Genomic DNA, 19,821 nt, shown 5'->3' on the forward strand with positions numbered 1-19,821 from the left:
TAATGGAAAATCACGAACATCACAATCACGAGGAAATGGACCATTCGAAAATGGACCATTCGAAACTGAACCACAAAAAAGAAGACCATTCTAAAATGAACCACGGAAAAGGCGACCATTCTGGCCATAATCCGGGACACGGTCAAATGGGTCACGACCATCATAAAATGATGATTGCCGATTTTCGAAAACGGTTTTGGGTAACCCTAGTACTTACCATTCCAATTCTATTCTTATCCCCAATGATTCAAGAATTTTTTGGATATGAATTTCTCTTACCTGGAAACCCATATATCTTATTTGCACTTTCAACCGTGGTGTATTTCTACGGTGGCTGGCCTTTTCTAAAAGGATTTTGGTCTGAAGTAAAAAAGGGTTCACCAGGAATGATGACCCTAATTTCTATGGCTATTAGCGTCGCCTATTTTTACAGTACTGCTACAGTTTTCGGTTTACGTGGTGAAGATTTTTTCTGGGAACTTTCAACACTAATTGCAATTATGCTTTTAGGCCATTGGATAGAAATGAAAAGTGTACTAGGTGCATCAAAAGCCCTACAGCTATTAGTAAGTATGATGCCCGCCGAAGCCCACAGGGTAAAGGGTGATACTATAGAAGATATTCCCTTGGAAGATTTGTTAAAAGACGATGTGATTTTAGTAAAGCCTGGTGAAAAAGTCCCAGCTGATGGGATTATAGTAGATGGTTCGAGTTACTTAAATGAATCAATGCTTACAGGGGAATCCAAACCTGTAAAAAAAGATGAAAATGATAAAGTAATTGGTGGCTCGGTAAACGGCAATAGCACCTTAAAGGTTAAGGTAGAACATACAGGTAAGGATAGCTATCTCAATAAGGTCATCAAAATGGTTGAGGAAGCACAAAAGACCAAATCTAAAATGCAGAACCTTTCTGATAGGGCTGCAAAATGGTTGACCTACATTGCTTTGGCTATTGGTTTTGGAACATTGGCCGTTTGGCTCATTTTAGGTTTTCCTTTTGTATATGCCTTAGAGAGAATGGTGACGGTTATGGTTATTGCTTGCCCACACGCATTAGGACTTGCCATTCCGTTAGTTGTCGCTATATCTACCGCAGTATCTGCCCAAAATGGCTTATTGATAAGGAATCGAACAGCTTTTGAAGAATCCCGAAAAATATCAGCTTTATTGTTTGATAAAACTGGAACGTTGACAAAAGGTGATTTTGGTGTCACAAGAGTTGAATCCACAAACCAAGATTATTCAACAGAAGAAATCTTAAGGCTTTCAAGTGCTTTGGAACAGAGCTCGGAACATCCTATTGCAGTTGGAATTATAAAAAAGGTCAAAGAAGATAATATAACAATTCCTAAGCCTGAAAACTTTAATGCTATTACTGGTAAAGGTGTAGAGGCCAATGTGGAAGGGAAGCAAGTAAAAGTAGTAAGTCCGGGTTATTTAAGGGACGAAAAAATCAATATACCTGAAGATGCTTATAGTGACGCTGCTGAAACTGTTGTGTTTGTATTAATCGATGGACAGTTAGCAGGATACATCGCTCTTGCCGATGAAATAAGACCAGAATCTGCGGATGCGATTAAAGTGTTCAAAAAGAACAACATCAAGGTATTGATGGCTACTGGCGATAACGAAAAGACAGCTAAAGCCGTAAGTGAAAAATTAGGATTGGACGGTTACTATGCAGAGGTGTTACCACATCAAAAAGTCGAAATTGTAGAAAAGCTTCAAGCAGAAGGTGAGTTTGTAGCAATGACAGGTGATGGTGTAAACGATGCGCCTGCCCTTGCAAAAGCTGATGTTGGAATCGCTGTTGGCTCTGGTACTGATGTAGCTGCTGAAACTGCCGATATTATATTGGTCAATAGCAATCCACAAGATATCGCAAACCTTATTCTGTTCGGAAAAGCTACCTATAATAAAATGATTCAGAACTTAATATGGGCAACTGGTTATAATGTTGTTGCCATTCCGCTGGCAGCGGGTGTGCTATATTCTTCAGGCTTTGTTTTAGGGCCGGCAGTAGGGGCTGTATTTATGAGTTTGAGCACAATTATAGTGGCTATTAATGCGCAATTATTAAAGCGAAAAATCGGTAAAAAATAAATGGAAAGAAAAGAAAAACTCAACAGGATATTTTTAATCCTATTGAGTTTATTTGTAGTGATGTTGGGCTATGGCATATTATTGCCAACCCTTCCTTACTATACCGAAAGATTAGCTTTAAAAGACAATCTTGACACAGACCTTGTCAACTTCCATATCGGATTGCTCACGAGCATTTATCCATTTTTCCAATTACTATTCGTGGTAGTTTGGGGAAAGCTTTCGGATAGATATGGACGTAAACCAATTATATTAATTGGTCTGATTGGGTTTGTAATTATGCAATTGCTTACTGGTCTAGCCACATCCTTGGCAATGCTTTATATCGCTCGAATCTTTGGTGGTATTTTCACGTCGTCAGTTATTCCAGTTAGCAACGCATATCTCAGCGATATTACTTCTGAAAAGCGAAGAACAAAAATAATGGCCTGGTCTGGTGTTGCAATAAGTTCTGGGGTTATTTTTGGTCCTGTTATTGGTGGGTTTCTTTCACAAACTGACCTTCATTTACAATATTCTTTTGGTCTGCTACATTTAGACCGATTTTCAACGCCATTTCTTTTCGCAGCACTACTAGGATTGATTGTCCTATTTATTGTTATGAAATGGTTAAAAAACACTACACGTGTACATAAGTTCACAACCCAAAAAGTGAGGTTGCGGCTCACATTTTCCAAATATTTTGCCATATTACTAGTGCTGTCGTTTGTCATCCAATTTGTAGTGACGCTGTTTGAAACGGTATTTTCAATTTATGGAAAAGATGAATTGGGGTTTAATAGCAACCAAGTGGGCATCGGCTTTATGCTCTGTGGCTCGGTAATGGCTATTTTACAACCTGTGTTCGCTACTTACGGGGGAAAGTTTTATCCTCAAAAAACCAAATTGCTTTAGGATTACTAATATCTGGTGCATCCTTAATTGCCTTCCCATTTTTCAAAAGTGAATTTCTGGTATATAGCTTAATAGTTGTATTTGCTGCTGGAGGCGCTATGGTTACCCCTAATTTGCTATCTGCAGTATCCTTGTTATCCAGAACAAATACAGGTCGAAATATTTCAATACAGAGTTCAACAAACAGTGTTGGTCAAATTCTAGGACCTGTGTTGGGAACTTGGTTGGTTACAGGTGGATTTTATTATCCCTTTATAGTAGCGGGAATCATCGTTTTGATTGCAATAAGCTTTCTGTTTTTTCTCAAAAATCCATATCGACACAAAAAATAGCACTCATAAAAATTACATATTGATAACTAAATTAATTTTAAAGCCTCAAATATTTTGCATAAACTAATTCAAAAAATACTAGACAATTACAAAGAAGAAATAAAGATAGTTGAGGAGTCCAGTCTTAACGATTTCAATAATGTTGAAAAGGGAATTTCCATTTCAAGACAATATTTACAGAAATTGCGAGTCTGTGTGAGAGAAAATGAATTTGTTGATAAACAAAATGAAATAATATTCTTTAAAAAGCATAAACCCTATATCTACAGCAGATTAAAATTTTATGCTAAACTCTATAAGTTTTTAATAAATAGACCTGCCGGAACGATAAAATCTCAAGAGGAGTTTATTGATTCAGAAATAAATAGACTACAAGAAAGCAATAGGCAAAATATAGATTTTATCAAATATTATAGGGAGGATTCTGAGCTTCTAGATGAATTTTATTTTCTACGTGGAAATGATAAAATTAGCCTATTATCAAACACTTCTCATTTTTACACTGATGCTGAGTTTTCCACAAGTCACGATAATACAATTGCTAAAATTATGGCTTATGACTTGTTAATAAACCATTACGTTGAGGAGTTAAGTTATTTGAGGGATTTGTCTTTTGGTTTACCAAACAAGCTTAATACTTTAACAAACGGTGAGCGTTTAGGATGGACAGCCTCAAAAACAGATTTGATAGAATTAATTTATGCATTACAGGCATCTGGAGCAATAAAAAGTGGGACGGCAGGAATTAAAGAAATGGCCTCGGCTTGTGAAGACATCTTTGAGCTTAAACTCGGAAATGTCTATAGAACATTCCTAGAAATTAGAGAACGGAAGATTGACCAAACCAAGTTTATCGATAGACTAAAAACAACACTATTAAGGAGAATGGAAGAAACTGATGGGTAAAACACATTCAGTTTAAATGTTAAATTTTCTCCCAAGTTGGGTAGAACTTGTGAGAAAATAAAATTAATTTTAGTTATCATCATTTGGTATATATGATTTAAAGAACAGCCCTTAAATCAAACTAAATTAAGTCATTGAATATCAGCAGATAAAAACACCCAAGTTGGGTAGACCTTGGGATTAAAATCCAATAAATCATTCCAAATTTGTAGAACGAAAGTCAAATCAAGTTAGGGGCTATCAATTAAAAGTATGAACCCAGATAGTCCCTTTCTATTAAAACCGTTCTATTATGCCAGCAAACATTATTACCACCGACGACCTTCGGGAATTTAAAATAGAATTACTCGATGACATTAAGAATCTTTTATCTAAACAAGCAACTGGAAAACTTAAGAAATATCTAAAATCTTCCGAAGTAATGGATTTGCTTCAAGTCAGTCCAGGAACATTACAGAATCTTCGCATCAATGGTACATTGCCATACACAAAGGTTGGTGGCATAATATATTATGATGCAGAAGAAATTCAAAACGTGATGACAGCAAACCGTGTTCAACACGGTCTAAATTCTTAAACGATGAACTATATAAAGCTACTTAATGCGGCTTTTGAAAAGTTCTATTTTGATGACCGCCTGAATCCTACCCATATTAGTTTATATATGGCACTGTTCCAAGAGTGGAACAGTTGTCGTTTTATGGACGAATTCTACGTAAACCGAAGAGAATTGATGCGCGTAGCTAAAATTGGTTCAAAATCCACATATCACAGGTGCATAACCGATTTAGATTCGTGGTTCTATCTTTCCTATTTCCCTTCCAACAATCCATATAAAGGTAGCAAAATTAAGATGTCCATTATCGGGACAAGTGATGAACCTGTTACGGGACAGTACAATCCCATATTAGAACAACTAGCGGAACAGTACCATCCCAGAAGTGTACCGCTTGAGGGACACAACCATCCCAAAAATGGACAGGTCGTGTACCAACACCGTCCCATAGGTGGACAAGTATTGGTATCTAATACAAACAATAACAAACAAGAAAACAATATAAAACAGCCAAAGGGTAGGCAGGCCGTTATTTTATTTTTTGAAGATAAAGGTTTTGATGCTGATGAAGGAAAAAAATTCTTTGAGCATTACTACGAAAGGGAATGGCAAACGAGTGACGGAAAAGAAATTAGAGATTGGCGTGCAGTTGCTATCAATTGGATGGATAGAACCGAAGTATTCGACGACAAAAATATTTCAAACAAAAAAGAAGCGTCCCAAAAACAGGACAACTTGCGAACCACTAAAAACAAAGATTATGGACAACCCCTCTAAAATTATTGAAGGTGGCGTAGAATATTCACTGGGCAAGTTTGATGGAAAAAGCGTGATGTATGACTTTCCAAAAATCCTGATTTATTTGAACGCCAAAGGCAAACTTCTGTTTGGTAAAAAATTTAAAATCTATGATGAGGACAAGGAAATACTGTTGAAGCTCTGCTCCTACTTCATTATGGATAAAGAAAACTGCGAAACTTATGGAATTGATATCGACAAAGGCATTTTGCTTTCTGGACCAGTGGGCTGTGGAAAAACCTCTTTGATGAAATTGCTACGCCATATAGTGCCTATGCAGCGGCCCTATGAAATGATTCCTTGCCGGAATGTAACCTTCAGTTTTAACCATCTTGGTTTTAAAACAGTCGAGGAATATGGTAATAACAAATTCTACTGCTTCGACGATTTAGGCATAGAACCTGCTGGTCGATTTTACGGTAAGGATTTAAATGTAATGGGCGAAGTGCTGCTTTCTCGCTACGAACTTTACTTGGATAGTAAACACAAAATTAAAACACACGCGACTACAAACCTAAATGCGGAAGAATTGGAAGAACGCTATGGTAATCGTGTTCGAAGTAGAATGCGTGAGCTGTTTAATTTGATTGCTTTTGATACCAAAGCTTGCGATAAAAGAAATTGAATTTTATATCAAAAAAAATTAAACTGAATGTATTGCTAACCTAATTAGAAATAATTGAAAACTGTTTTTGCTAGCATCCCGTTTTACTATATTAGGGGTTTTAATATTTCGTTCAAATTTATGGCAGACCTATTTACTCAACCTTCAGCAAAAATTGATAATCAAGTACTCTTTTTCAAGTTATATAATTCCAAAGATGAAGAAGATTTATTGGATATAATTAATACGTATTCTATAATATTTGACGACTCAAACTGGAAACCATTGGGTGGAAATTTTAGCAATTATGGTGTGGTAAAAAATCAACAATCAAGTCCTATTGCCGCGTTAATAGAAAAAGTTACCAATGCCATTGATGCTTTACTAACAAAAGAATGCATTCTTTCGGGAATTGACCCAAAATCTGACACTGCACCGAATTCAATGGATGAAGCCATTCAAAAGTTTTATCCAGAAAATAATTGGGATCTATCTTCATTTCGCAAAGAGCAAGCCGAGAATATTCAAATTATTGCTGACGGTAAAGGACCAAGAAATCAGCGAAACCAATATCCAACTTCAGTCGTAGTTTATGATAACGGCGAAGGGCAGCATCCCGAAAAGTTTGAGGACACCTTTCTCTCGCTACTTCGTGGTAATAAGAACGACATTCATTTTGTACAGGGTAAATACAATATGGGTGGAAGTGGTGCCATTGTATTCTGCGGAAAAAAACGATACCAACTTATTGCTTCTAAAAGGTACTCGAATGACGGTAATTTTGGCTTCACCCTGGTTCGTGAGCACCCTAAAAAAGAATCTGACCAAGCAAAAGAAACGTGGTATGAGTACTTACTTATTGATGGAAAAATACCTTCGTTCGCAGCTTCAAAACTAGACCTTGGACTTAACAATCGCCAATTTGAAACAGGCACCATATTAAAACTGTATTCTTATCAATTTCCCAAGGGCTATTCCGGGTTTGCCCAAGACTTGAACCAGAGTATCAATGAGTTTTTATTTCAACCCGCATTACCAATTTTAACAGTCGATACCGCTGAGCGCTATCCAAATAATAAAGTTCTGGAAAATGATTTATTCGGTTTAAAGAGGCGTTTAGCAGCTGAGGAATCCGAATATTTAGACGAAAGCTTTTCAGAGAATTTCACGGATGATGTCTTCGGAAAAATGAAAGTATCCTGCTACGTGTTCAAAACCAAGGTAAAGGATTATGACCTCAAGAAGACCAAAAAAATCATACAGGATAGATACTTTAAAAATTCAATGGCGGTGATGTTCTCACTTAATGGACAAACCCACGGGCATTATACTTCTGAATTTATTACACGTTCATTAAAGCTTAATCTGTTAAAAAGCCATTTGTTGATTCACGTCGATTGTACCGAAATGAAATATAACTTCCGGAAGGAACTTTTTATGGCTTCCAGGGACAGGCTCAAGGACGGTGATGAAACTCAATTCCTTAGAAGTTATCTGGCAAAAAAATTGAGCTCAAAAGATGGAAGGTTGGCAGAAATAGAAAAACGACGAAAACAGGCTGTTGATATTGATACTTCTTCAAACACAAGTGATTTACTCAAAAGTTTTACCAAAAATCTGCCACTTGATTCTGAGTTGGCAAAATTGCTGAACCAAACATTCAAGCTTGACATAAAAAAGGAAAAGAAAACTGAGGGAAGGAAGAATCGAACTTCAAATGAAAAAGAACCCACACCTTTTGAGCCTAAAAGATTTCCATCATTTTTTAGAATCGACGCTAACAGTAGTAATAAAAAAGAAGTTGCCACAATACCGCTAAATGGTGAAAAATCGATTCGTTTTTCTACAGATGTAGCCAATGATTATTTTGATAGAATTGAAGAACCTGGGGATTTAAAGGTTAGTGTACTCAACATACAACCCAATGATTCCGATGGTGGAAATAAACCTGGTGAACCCAAAGAAATTGATGAAGTTTTTAACGTGGTAAAAAGTAGCCCAAACAAAGGGAAAATAAAAATTTCCCTTAACCCCAAAAATGAATTGAAAATTGGCGACAGCATTCAAATGAAAGCGAGCCTCTCATCACCAAATGGCAATATAGAGGAATTATTTTGGGTAAAAATTACCGACAACAATAAACCAAAAAGTGAGGCACCGAAAAAAGAAAGCGATAATGATTTGTTGGGATTGCCAAAGCTAGTCTTTATGTACAAGAGCACGGATGAGAATTCTGATACGGACGTAACCTGGGAAGCGGTTGAAGAAGCCACAAGCCTTGATGTAGATTATTCTACTGTTATGATTCCAGATGCTGAAGGTGACTTACTCAACCGCATTTTCATCAATATGGACAGTACTGTACTGAAAAACTTCAAATCGAAAGAAAAGAATATCAACCAAGAGCAATTAGAACTTGCTAACCGGAAATATTACACCTCGGTATATTTTCACACTTTGTTTCTATATACAATCAGTAAAAATAGAGGCTATGAGATTAGGCAAAAAGTAGAAGGAAAAGATGAGCTAGAACACGTGGATTTGGGTCAATATCTTAAAGACTTGTTTGACCACTACTATTCAACCTTTATTTTAAATTTTGGTGGTATGGAAGCTATGATGCAGGGAATTGGCGATTAAAACTAAGTGTTTTTCAGCTGAATTATTGTGGTGTGAAAATAATGTCATTATATCCTATCCCAATAGTTGGTATTGATTTAAATAATCCTATTTTTGTAAGGACAAATTTTGTCTCTAAAATAAAATTCAACAACGATGGAAACATTGGGTGAATATCTCAGAACACTAAGAGAATTGCAAAATCTGCCTATAAGAAAAGTTGCAGCGGCACTAGATATAGACCAGTCAACACTTGGTAAATATGAGAGAAATGAGAGGCTTCCTAAAAGAGAGCTTCTGTCAGACTTTGCCTCATTCTATAATGTTGCTATTTCTGAATTGGAAAAAAAATACTTAACCGACAAGGTTGTATTTACCCTTTTAGAGGAAGAAAATCCAGAGCGTATTTTAGTTGAATGTAAAGACAAATTGAACTATTTAAAAAATAAAAACGGCGAATCGAAAATAAATGAATAAACTAACGTTTACAGGACACGAAACATTTCACTGTCGCCATTTTTGGTTGAAGAAAGGCTACGATTACCTTTCTAAGGGGCAGTCTTTCAAAAACCCTGATGCGGTAACAGCTCTAGGTGTTGGGAAAAATATGGTGATGTCCATTAACTTCTGGCTTAAGGCTTTCGGCATAAATGACCAAGAAGACCAAGCCACTGTATTCGCCGATAAAATCTTTGATAGCAATACAGGTTACGACCCTTTTTTAGAGTATGAAGGTACTTTGTGGTTATTGCACTATAAACTGTTAGACACAAACCTAGCCTCTATTTACCCTTTAGTTTTTAAGGAATTCAGAAAAAGTAGGGTTAATTCACAATTTACAACCCAACAGCTGCTTAGGTATTTGTTAAGGACAGCCACTAACAATGAAACTTCGATAGCTGAAAACTCATTGAAAAACGACATCAAGGTATTTATAAAAACATACTATATAGCCGATAAGAACATTAAGGATATGGAAGACGATTTATCATCCATCTTCATCGACCTCAATCTTATTACTAAAGTTACCGATACCGAGGAAGGGTCAGTTTTTCAATTGAAGGTAAGTGAGAGACCAGAGATACCCAAAGAAATATTTTACTTTCTAATCTTAGACAATTTCCCAGAGTTTACTTCTATAAGTTTTGATGATATACAAAACAATATAGGTGATGTATTTGCTTGCTCTACTGAAGGTACAGAACTCAAAATTCAGGAAATATCGGAAACTTTTAAAGAAGTTGTTTATAAGAAGGATGCCGGAAGAAAAGAAATACAAATTAAAAATATCCCTAGCAAGTGGGACATATTAGAACGTTACTATAATGCATAAGTTTACAACATCCACAAATATTGAGCGCGATGCCGTAAACGACATCCATTACGTAGTTACACCTAATACAAAAAATGTTTTTGAAAGAATAGTTTCTGGTTTTCAACAGGGACATCATTCATTTAATATAATTGGATCTTATGGTACTGGGAAGTCCAGTTTCCTTTGGGCTTTCGAAAAAAACCTTAATGACAGAAAACCTTATTTTGCTAATCTTAATGGCCAGTTTAAAGGGTTTGAGAAGTTTTCATTCTTAAAAATTATTGGGGAAGCCGCACCCTTGACAACAGTACTAAAGAAATCTTTCAAGGTTAAGGAAGATACTACCAATTCAGACCTTATTGAGACGATAAGCAGGCGTGCTACATCACTTAATAACAAGGATGAAATATTAGTGATTTTAATCGATGAGTTTGGTAAATTTCTTGAATACGCAGCCAAACACAATCCAGATAGCGAATTATACTTCATACAGCAGTTGGCTGAGTTGGTAAACGATTCCAATAGGAATATTATTTTGATTACAACGTTGCATCAAAATTTTGGTTCTTACGCCATTGACCTATCTCGAAATCAAAAGAACGAATGGGATAAAGTAAAAGGGCGATTAATTGACATTTCGTTTGATGAGCCCATTGAGCAGCTACTTTATCTAGCATCCGAAAGAATAGAAGGTTTGAATATTAAAAAACCAAAGCAAATTGGTTTTCAAAATTTATTCAATACAATAAACGAAAGCAAATTGGTGAGCAATTCAGAAACTCTGAATTATGATTTAGCCAATAAACTTTATCCATTCGATATTTTATCAGCAAATGTCTTGGCTCAGTCTTTACAAAAGTATGGTCAAAACGAAAGGTCTTTGTTCTCTTTTTTGGCTAACAGTCAAGTTTTCTTTGATAAAATAGATGGAGACAATCATACATTTTTTAGTGTAGCTGACGTATTTGATTATCTAACACTTCATTTAACTAGTGAATTAGAAGATAGATATTCAAACCCACACAAGCCTCAATGGAATACCATCATAAAGGCGTTGGACAAGGCAGAGGCTATAAACGATATTGGATATGAGCATTTAGCCAAAATCATAAAGACCATTGGCTTGGTAAACTTATTTGCAAAATCTTTCGGTAGGCTGGATAAAACTTTCCTAGAAAATTATGGTAAGTATGCCTTAAACATTCCTGATTCCGAAAAATATATTGAAAAGCTCATAAGTCAAAAAATAATTAAGTTCTATAATTATCGTAATAAGTTTTTCTTTATTGACGGAACGGATGTTGATGTAGAACAGGAATTGATTGACGCAAGTTCACATATTGATACCGCCATCAACATTGCTTCAAAAGCCAGATATTATTTTAAAGAAAAATATCATTTTGCCAAGGAAGCTTATTTTGAAATTGGCACCCCAAGGTTCTTCAAGGTAAATGTATCGGATTACATAGAAAACATTAAACCTGAAGGGGGAATTGACGGCTACATACATATAATTCTCAATAAAGACATAAAACAAAAGGATTTAAAGAATACCGATGTCCAACAACCGGCACAACTATACGTACTTCTCAAAGACTTTGAATTTGTAAAGTCTTGTATCTATGAAATCGAAAAGATGGATTTTGTATTACAAAAGTATGCAGAGGATAATGTTGTAAAAAAAATACTAACGGAAGAGAAAGCCCACGAAATAGAAAAACTGCAAAAACTTTTAGAATATGGTATTTATGAAAAATCTAATGCTGATTGGTTCTATGATGGTAAAAAACTCAAAATTGATTCAAAGGTAACCTTAAACAGAAATTTTTCCTTAATAGTAAAAAAAGAATATCCTGACACACCTTGTTATTTAAACGAGATGGTCAATAAAGAGTATTTAAGCACCCCTATTCTAACCGCACGTAAAAACCTCTTGAAGGATTTACTGCAGTATAGCGAAGAGGAAAACTTAAATTATGATGACCACAAGTTTCCACCTCAAAAATCCATTTATCTGGGACTTATAAAAGAGACAGGAATACACCAGGCTCAAAACAACGGATATATTCTCACTGAGCCTACGAATTCTAGTTTTAAACCGCTATGGAAACATTGCAATAATTTCTTAGAGGATTCAAAACATATTAAAAAGAACTTGTCTGAATTATACGAATCGCTATCTAAACCACCATTTAAACTTAAGAAGGGGTTCATAGATTTTTGGATTCCTATATTCCTTATTGTAAAAAATCAAGACTATGCACTATTTCACAAAGCTTCTGGTTATGTCCCTTACCTAACCAGTGAAGTTCTTGACCTTGTGCATAAGAAACCTTCCGATTATGAACTGAAATCATATAAGATTGAAGGCGTAAGACTAAACCTTTTCAATAAATATAAAGAGATTACAGGTGTTAATACATCTAGTAACAAACCCGAAAGTTCGCTGATTTCTATTTTCAGTAGTTTCATAGCTTTTTATAGTGCCCTACCAGATTACGTTAAAAAAACCAATCGATTAAGTCCATCGTCTAAGGGCTTGAGGGATGCCATTGCATCTGCGAAGGACCCAGAAAATGCGCTACTATCAGAAATACCTAAAGGATTAGGATATAAAAACATTAACCTCGAAGAAAATGACAGTGAAATCCTAAATGACTTCATTGAACGCTTAAATGGGGCTATCAGTGAAATTAGAGTTGCCTACGAAGGCTTGTTAAACAGGTATGAAGAAAATATATGCGACGCTCTAAATCTGAAAAGTAATGATTTTACTGTTTACAAGAGTAAAATTCAAGCGCGTTACAAGTCTTTGAAACCACACTTGTTGATTCAAAAAGAAAAAGTTTTTCTTAACCGCATAATGTCCAAACTAGACGAACGTGATTCTTGGCTAAAATCCATTGCTGATGTGATTCTTGGAAAGTCTATCGAGAAAATGACTGATGAAGACGAAGCCCTTTTGATGGACAATACAAGAAAGGTACTCTCAAATTTAGATAATCTATTGGAGTTACATTCTTTGGCAAATGAAACTGTAAATAATGAAATAGTACAATTTCAACTAACAGATATCTCAGGTAGAACCATAAAACAAAATATCGTTCTGAGTGCTTCTGAAGAAAAGAAAGTTTCAAAATTACAGAAAGATTTAGCCAAGGTACTATCCAAAAATGACAAATTGAGTGCAGCTGCTATAATTAGATATTTAAAAACTTTGCACGATGAAGGTTAAACACGTACTTGGAATTTCTGGAGGAAAAGATAGCGCCGCACTAGCACTTTATCTTAAAAATCTATATCCCACTTTGGATGTAGACTATTATTCTTGCGACACAGGAAAAGAATTAAAAGAAACCTATGAACTTATAGAAGCCTTAAACAGCAGGTTAGGTAAAGACATTAAAACAATTTTTGCTGTCGAACCGGAAAAAGAAACCCCGTACAAAACCACATTTGACCATTTTCTAGCTGAATATGGTGGTTATCTTCCCTCTTCAACTGCAAGATGGTGCACCAAAAAACTAAAGTTAGAACCCTTTGAGAAATACATTGGTGATGAGCCTACAATATCATACGTGGGAATACGAGGAGATGAAAACAGAGAGGGCTATATATCCAAAAAAACCAACGTGCAATCTATTTTTCCGTTTAGAAAAAATATTTGGAGCGAAGACGTTATAAAAGAAGTGTTGGCTAATAATAATATTCCAAAGATTGCAAAACTATATAACAGTCTAAGTCCAAACCATTTAAAAGAAGATATTCTCAATAGGGTCAATCAGCCAATTTCGCCAAGCTTTAGACAAGGACAAAAATTAGAATTCCTTCTAAACAGCGATGTAAAATTATTTAATCGGGTAGTGTTTGAATATTTAAAAGAAAATACCAATTATCCTGTAGGCCTTTTGGAAGAATTCCCTTTAATAGATAATGATGAAGTTTTGGTATTGGATGACATCTTTAAAATACTAGATGAGAGTGGTGTTGGCATACCAGCGTACTATATAAAAAAATCATACCAAGTAGAAATTGATGGTAAAATAGAAACTGGTACCTATTCTCGAAGCAGGTCCGGTTGTTTCTTTTGTTTTTACCAGCAAAAAATAGAATGGGTTTGGCTCTTGGAAAATCATCCAGCCTTATTTAAAAAAGCTATGGTATATGAAAAAGACGGTTACAATTGGATGGATAGCGAGACCTTAGAAGAGCTGTCTAAACCAGAACGAGTTAAAGCCATTAAAAAAGAACATTTTACGAGAATGAAAAGGCAGCTTAGCAAAAGAACCACCAACAGTTGGAAAGATGAAATTATTGAAGCGGAAGGTCTTGGTTGTGCTAGCTGCTTCATTTAAAATATAAATATATGAGTGATAAAATCGATTTATCCATAGATGCCGGAAGGCTTTTATTTGGATTGAGCAGAATTGGCTACACAACTTCCGCCGCCATTTGCGATATTATAGATAATTCAGTAAGGGCAAATGCACAGAATATAAATCTGTTAATCAAAAAAGAGCGCGAGGACTTCTCAGATAACAAGAGAAACAATGTCAAGGAATACATTATAATAGATGACGGTGATGGTATGGACGAAAATGCCATAAAAGAAGCGCTTAAACTTGGCTCAACAGATGACCATTATGATGATAAATCCCTATCCAAATTTGGCTTAGGTTTAAAATCAGCTTCATTTTCTCAGGGTGATGTTCTTAAGGTAATTTCTTCGGATGGAACAGGATTTAACAAGTACGAAGTCTCTCTTCCAAAAGTGATGGAAGCCAAGGAATATTTTGCTGAAAAAACTGAAATTGACGAGAATGAATCTGAATTAATTGACACCTATCTAAAGGAAGGCAAGGGTACCATCATTATTATTTCTGCTATTCGATTAAACAACCATCCAAGTGTTAGAAATACAATTAAGGAACTTAAAACAAAAGTTGGTGTCATCTATTTCTATTTCCTATCTGAAAGCGGAATCAATATTACAATTGGCGACAAAAAAATAGATGCCATTGACCCGTTGTTTGTTTCTGAAGCCAACGAAAATGGAAATCTAAACGAAAATGAGTGGGACGGAACCGAAGTAAGATGGATAGAAAAACCAAAAGAGCTTACCCTTGATGATGAACTACAAATAAATGTTACTATTGAGATAACGCAGCTGCCTTATCCACCTATTTATAGAATCAAAAATATTGGGGAATCGAGAGACAAGGAAGTCCGTGAAAGGTATTTAATTGAAGCAGGTAACTATGGATTTTATGTGTATAGAAACAAAAGACTGATATCCTGGGCTTCAAACTTACAAGGTATTATTCCATACGACCAAGATTTTTATGCCTTTAGAGGAAGAATACTTATCAATGATGAGGCAGATGATTTCTTCAACATTGATGTGAAAAAATCTTCGCTCACCCTTTCTGAAGAAGCGTTTAGAAATATCAGCGATTTTACCAAAGAAGCAAAAAGTAAAAGTAAGGCTGCTTGGAAAAATGCAGGTAAGATTAGTAGAGACATAATTAATAAAGCACCAAACGAAATCGCGAACAAACTCTTAGAAGAATTTGAGCAGATAGAAATATTGCCTGGTGATGACCTACCCGATGAGGAAATAGCTTTAGAGAGATTAAAAGCTATTACGGACGATATGACCTCGAAAATCAAGTGGATAATTAAAATGATGAAAGAGGATAAGGGTGAAGAAGTGGATGATGTGGATGATGACTACACCGAAGATGAAAAAGAAGAGGCCGTGAAAGGTGAAAAAAACCCTAACCTCACTAAAATATTCAGGGTATCATCTGTTGAGGACAACCTTTTATGGGAACCTTACTATGATACCGATTTAGGGAATTGTGTAAGGATTAATAAAATTCACCGATTTGCAAGACTAATCTATGAAGATAATGCCGAAAATAGAGATTTACAGATTCTCTTCGATTTAATGATGCTTCAATTTGCCGATTCCGAATTATACGCCTACAAGAATATTGGAAAATATGAATACGACGATTTAAAAGTTATTTTAAGAGAGTCCAGAAGGATAGTATCGGAATTTCTAGCTAATATGTGTAGAAAACTAGAAAACGATTTGCCACCAAATTACAGTGACGAAAAGTATGCTTGAAACTAGTATATTGGGGACTTTCAATGGTTCGGATCAAGCATATATCTATATTTGGCTTTCCAAAAAACACAAAATCGTTTATGTAGGAATGACCAACAGTTATACTGGTACAATTGGTAGAGCCGGTGCACACTTTAATAGAAAGGGAACTTTACGAAAACGGTTTGTCGAAACCAGAGGTTATGAAGTCAACGACGTAGATGATATATTGTTACTGTCCTTCCCTTTGCCTAAAACAAGAGAATTTACATCAGTAGAAAAATCATATAGGGAAGCTGTTGAATATTTAGTACAAAAAGAACTGATTTTATTGCGTGGTAAACTCAATCCTACTTTTGATGTTATTTCGTGGGTAAGACTTAGCCCAAGAACAGGAAATTCGAGAATCAAAAAATTAGCGGCGTCCATTGTAAATTCCTTTGAAACTAACTATTCGCGCTTCTAATGGCTTTAATCAGCTTATTCAACTGAGTTTGAGTTGTCATAGCACCAAAACTTACGCGAATGCTTCTATCAGCTTTTTCCTTACTCAACCCCATACTCTTCAGAACGTGAGATTGTTCTAATAAGCGAGAATTGCAAGCAGAACCGGTAGAGACAGAAAGCACATTTTTATTTCCTAATATAAATGACTCGGCATCTTGATTTGCAAGTTGTATATTAAGAATAAAGGGGCTTCTATTAGCTGAAACTGCATTAACTATACCCAATTTTGATTGCCGCAATTTTTGTTGTAAATGAGTATTCAACTTTTGAATTTTCTGGTAATTTGTTTCCATCTTAAACATTGCCACTTCGCTAGCTTTTCCCAAGCCTACAATTCCTGGAACATTCTGTGTCCCTAAATTTACAGAATCAATAAGGTGTTTAACCGATACACCAGATTTAGTTTTAGCATTTGATTTGACTAATAAACCACCAATGCCTTTAGGTCCGTAAATTTTATGCGCATTAAAACAAAGTAAGTCTATATTTTCATCTTGAAAGTTGAGTGGAAGTTTTCCATAAGATTGTGTCGCATCTGTAAAAAAAAGAACATTATGTTTCTTGCATATAGTACCAATATCCCCAATATCGGCAATAACACCGGTTTCATTGTTAACGTGCATTAATGCTACAAGTATTGTATCACTTCCAATACTATCTTCCAGTAAACTTGTATCTAATTTTCCATTGTCATCAACATCAAGATAGGTTATCCGAGCACCGACTCTTTCTAAATCCTCACACGTATCCAAAACTGCTTTGTGCTCTGCTTTGGAAGTGATTATATGGTTTCCTGCATCTAAACTATTGTAGAAAACTCGACTTATGGCCAACTTGATAGATTCAGTTGAGCCACTCGTAAAAAACACCTCATTCTCATCACAGTTAATAAGCTTGGAAACTTGATTTTTGGCTTTTTCAACGGCTATAGAAGCCATTTCCCCTTGCTTATGAGTACTACTCGAAGCATTTCCATAATAACTGAGAAAATATGGCGACATTGCATCGTAAACTTCCTCGTTTACTGGTGTAGTAGATGCAAAATCAAAATATATTGGTTCTTCGTTCACGCTCTTTAAATAACAACAGCAAAGTTAAAAATATAAATATCTATTTCTTGAAAAATGAATATCCTTTTTGGCAAACCAATGAAAATTAGAGTTTTCGTAATGTTGCAATCATTAGTTTAATCTCTAAAAAAGTTTCTATCAAAACCTTTTTTATACTCTTTACCACTTCTGTAAACATATCTTTCATAATTTCATTTTTCTGTTTTGTAAGCTATTTAAAATGGACAAGGCTAGGGCAAAAACATTTTCTTGCTGTTTAAGATATTCGGCTTCATCCCTATTAGATAAAAAGCCAAGTTCCAAAAGGACCGAAGCACAATAACTTATGGTTTCCCGCAACACCTGAAAATTCGCAAACTTAACACCCCTACTTTCAAATCTCAATTGCTTTTTGAAAGCAGTTTGCAAATCAAAAGCCAACCAAGTGGCATCTTTTGAATATTGTGATATTCCATTAGAAACATAAACTTCAACACCTCTCGCATTTGGATTATCCGAATGATTACAATGCAACGAAATAAACACATCTGCTTCCAAAGCTTTGGACAATTTACTTCTATCGGTTAACGAAATAAGCGTATCGCTATATCTTGTCAAATAAATATCAAGAGGCTTTTCCATTTTGTTATTCAATTTTAAAATGGCATTTGCAATATCGAATACAACATCCTTTTCTTGGATGCCATTTACACCTATTGCACCGGAATCTTTTCCACCGTGTCCAACGTCAATTACAATTCGTTTTTGAGCACTCGTTTCTTGTCCAAAAATGGTGCACATTTTTAGAAGCAAAATGACAAAACTGACGTTTTTGAGCACTTTTTTCATTTTCAATTTTCGGGTTATCAACAACTTCACTTCAAAATTTCATAAAATATGATGCCAATTAATAGCAACCGAATTCAAATGAAATCAAATAATATTTTATTCACAATTATTTGATTATCAGTTATTTATAAACAAATATATGTAAATTTCCATAACAAAAATGAACCAAAAAAATTAAACCGTTCCGTTATGAAAAAATCATTCTATTTAGCATCCATTCTTTCACTCTTATCCACTTCACTTTTTGCTCAAATTGGTGGCATTGAAGATTCGGTCGATGATGTTTCTAACACCATCCGAACTATTTTTCCAATCATATTAGGGGTCATTTTCCTCATCGGGTTCCTGTTTAACGCAGGACATTTCTTTGGCGAAAATGCAGACCTAAAAAAAGGGATTACCAGAGTACTTGTATTTGTTTTGATTGCAGGTGCGGTAGTCGGCATCTTCACGTACCTCATAGGAATTGTTGTGTAAATGAAGCGGTTCGAGGTCTATAAAAACATTAGGAAACGGGCGGTTATTTTTGGGCTGCCCATTTCCCTGTTTGCCTTAATGATGGTTTCCATTTTGGCCTCGTTGCTCATTATCATATTCTCTTTCAGCTTCGGGATAATTATAAGTGTACTGGTTTTTAATGCTGGGCTTTACGTGGCATTGACGAGAATAACCCATAACCCTCAGCTATTTCAAACAGCTAACGCATTCCCTAAAATTATCAGTAACAAGCGTAATTCAGGTTTCGACTATGAACAAGATTAACCTTTCGGCATATCATCCCATTGCAGATATTCAGGACAATATCATCTTTGCTAACAATGGCAACGTAGTACTGTGCTATGAAGGGAATTTACCTGAAATCTATTCCCTTTCAGAAAAGGATTTTGAGGATATGCACGGTGCTTGGTTTCAGGCTCTAAAATCATTGCCTATTGGGACTGTGGTTCATAAACAGGATATCTATTTGAAGAAATCCTATTCTTCGGAACAACTTCCGAATACAACCTTTCTGGAAAAAGCCACATACGAGCATTTCAAAGGTCGAGGACACATAGAACATAAATGCTATCTGTTCTTCATACTGACCAAGAACAAGGCACTTAATAATTCAAAATATGTCAACCCTTTCCGGAAGGTTTCTAAGGGAATTGTGCAAGAACTGGATGACAACGTTA

Annotated in this window: 18 protein-coding genes; 16 read left to right on the plus strand and 2 right to left on the minus strand. The window is 35.4% G+C overall.

Annotated elements, in window-relative coordinates; translation table 11 throughout:
* The first annotated feature begins 2 nt into the window (after window positions 1-2).
* The 14 genes from CJ305_RS17370 (at window position 3) to CJ305_RS17430 (ending at window position 16,707) form a co-directional block, all read left to right on the plus strand.
* The gene (locus CJ305_RS17370; protein WP_099647572.1) at window positions 3-2,105 is read left to right on the plus strand and encodes a copper-translocating P-type ATPase; all 2,103 of its coding nucleotides are present in this window, start codon (window positions 3-5) and stop codon (window positions 2,103-2,105) included.
* Window positions 2,106-2,999 carry an MFS transporter gene (locus CJ305_RS17375; protein WP_223248915.1) on the plus strand — a complete coding sequence of 298 codons (894 nt, stop codon included), beginning with the start codon at window positions 2,106-2,108 and terminating at the stop codon, window positions 2,997-2,999.
* A gap of 26 nt (window positions 3,000-3,025) precedes the next feature.
* Complete coding sequence (locus tag CJ305_RS19660) at window positions 3,026-3,331, plus strand: MFS transporter (RefSeq protein WP_262490592.1); 306 nt, start codon at window positions 3,026-3,028, stop codon at window positions 3,329-3,331.
* Window positions 3,332-3,385: 54 nt separating this feature from the next.
* On the plus strand, window positions 3,386-4,237 hold the full coding sequence (locus CJ305_RS17380) for an RteC domain-containing protein (RefSeq protein WP_099647573.1): 852 nt from the start codon (window positions 3,386-3,388) through the stop codon (window positions 4,235-4,237).
* A 292-nt stretch (window positions 4,238-4,529) separates the two neighbouring features.
* Window positions 4,530-4,814, plus strand: a complete 285-nt coding sequence (locus CJ305_RS17385) for a helix-turn-helix domain-containing protein (protein WP_099647574.1) — start codon at window positions 4,530-4,532, stop codon at window positions 4,812-4,814.
* Between the two features lie 3 nt (window positions 4,815-4,817).
* Complete coding sequence (locus CJ305_RS17390; protein ID WP_099647575.1) at window positions 4,818-5,570, plus strand: hypothetical protein; 753 nt, start codon at window positions 4,818-4,820, stop codon at window positions 5,568-5,570.
* The gene (locus CJ305_RS17395; protein WP_099647576.1) at window positions 5,554-6,216 is read left to right on the plus strand and encodes a P-loop NTPase family protein; all 663 of its coding nucleotides are present in this window, start codon (window positions 5,554-5,556) and stop codon (window positions 6,214-6,216) included. Before CJ305_RS17390 ends, CJ305_RS17395 begins: the two co-directional genes overlap by 17 nt.
* A 120-nt stretch (window positions 6,217-6,336) precedes the next feature.
* Window positions 6,337-8,835 (plus strand): hypothetical protein, encoded by a 2,499-nt coding sequence (locus CJ305_RS17400; RefSeq protein ID WP_223248916.1) that lies wholly within the window; start codon window positions 6,337-6,339, stop codon window positions 8,833-8,835.
* Between the two features lie 135 nt (window positions 8,836-8,970).
* On the plus strand, window positions 8,971-9,291 hold the full coding sequence (locus CJ305_RS17405; protein ID WP_099647577.1) for a helix-turn-helix domain-containing protein: 321 nt from the start codon (window positions 8,971-8,973) through the stop codon (window positions 9,289-9,291).
* On the plus strand, window positions 9,284-10,147 hold the full coding sequence (locus CJ305_RS17410; RefSeq protein ID WP_099647578.1) for a DUF4007 family protein: 864 nt from the start codon (window positions 9,284-9,286) through the stop codon (window positions 10,145-10,147). Before CJ305_RS17405 ends, CJ305_RS17410 begins: the two co-directional genes overlap by 8 nt.
* Window positions 10,140-13,364 carry an ATP-binding protein gene (locus tag CJ305_RS17415; RefSeq protein WP_099647579.1) on the plus strand — a complete coding sequence of 1,075 codons (3,225 nt, stop codon included), beginning with the start codon at window positions 10,140-10,142 and terminating at the stop codon, window positions 13,362-13,364. The genes CJ305_RS17410 and CJ305_RS17415 overlap by 8 nt, the downstream gene beginning before the upstream one ends.
* Complete coding sequence (locus tag CJ305_RS17420) at window positions 13,354-14,484, plus strand: phosphoadenosine phosphosulfate reductase family protein (RefSeq protein WP_099647580.1); 1,131 nt, start codon at window positions 13,354-13,356, stop codon at window positions 14,482-14,484. Before CJ305_RS17415 ends, CJ305_RS17420 begins: the two co-directional genes overlap by 11 nt.
* 11 nt (window positions 14,485-14,495) lie before the next feature.
* Window positions 14,496-16,262, plus strand: a complete 1,767-nt coding sequence (locus CJ305_RS17425; RefSeq protein WP_099647581.1) for an ATP-binding protein — start codon at window positions 14,496-14,498, stop codon at window positions 16,260-16,262.
* On the plus strand, window positions 16,255-16,707 hold the full coding sequence (locus CJ305_RS17430) for a hypothetical protein (RefSeq protein ID WP_099647582.1): 453 nt from the start codon (window positions 16,255-16,257) through the stop codon (window positions 16,705-16,707). The genes CJ305_RS17425 and CJ305_RS17430 overlap by 8 nt, the downstream gene beginning before the upstream one ends.
* Here CJ305_RS17430 and CJ305_RS17435 read toward each other — a convergent pair.
* Window positions 16,688-17,818, minus strand: coding sequence for a cysteine desulfurase family protein (locus tag CJ305_RS17435; protein WP_099647583.1), 1,131 nt, complete (start codon window positions 17,816-17,818; stop codon window positions 16,688-16,690). The two genes, CJ305_RS17430 and CJ305_RS17435, sit on opposite strands and share 20 nt — an antisense overlap.
* A 183-nt stretch (window positions 17,819-18,001) precedes the next feature.
* Entirely contained in the window at window positions 18,002-18,646 is a 645-nt protein-coding gene (locus CJ305_RS17440) for an N-acetylmuramoyl-L-alanine amidase family protein (RefSeq protein ID WP_099647584.1), read from the minus strand.
* Between the two features lie 189 nt (window positions 18,647-18,835).
* Between CJ305_RS17440 and CJ305_RS17445 the strand changes: the two genes are divergently transcribed.
* Together CJ305_RS17445 and CJ305_RS17455 are read left to right on the plus strand one after the other, a co-directional pair.
* Window positions 18,836-19,123, plus strand: coding sequence for a hypothetical protein (locus tag CJ305_RS17445; protein ID WP_099647585.1), 288 nt, complete (start codon window positions 18,836-18,838; stop codon window positions 19,121-19,123).
* Window positions 19,124-19,394: 271 nt separating this feature from the next.
* On the plus strand, window positions 19,395-19,821 hold a 427-nt coding region (locus CJ305_RS17455), incomplete at its 3' end, for a DUF3875 domain-containing protein (RefSeq protein WP_143469412.1).

The sequence above is a fragment of the Leeuwenhoekiella nanhaiensis genome, assembly GCF_002744755.1.
GTDB lineage: Bacteria > Bacteroidota > Bacteroidia > Flavobacteriales > Flavobacteriaceae > Leeuwenhoekiella > Leeuwenhoekiella nanhaiensis.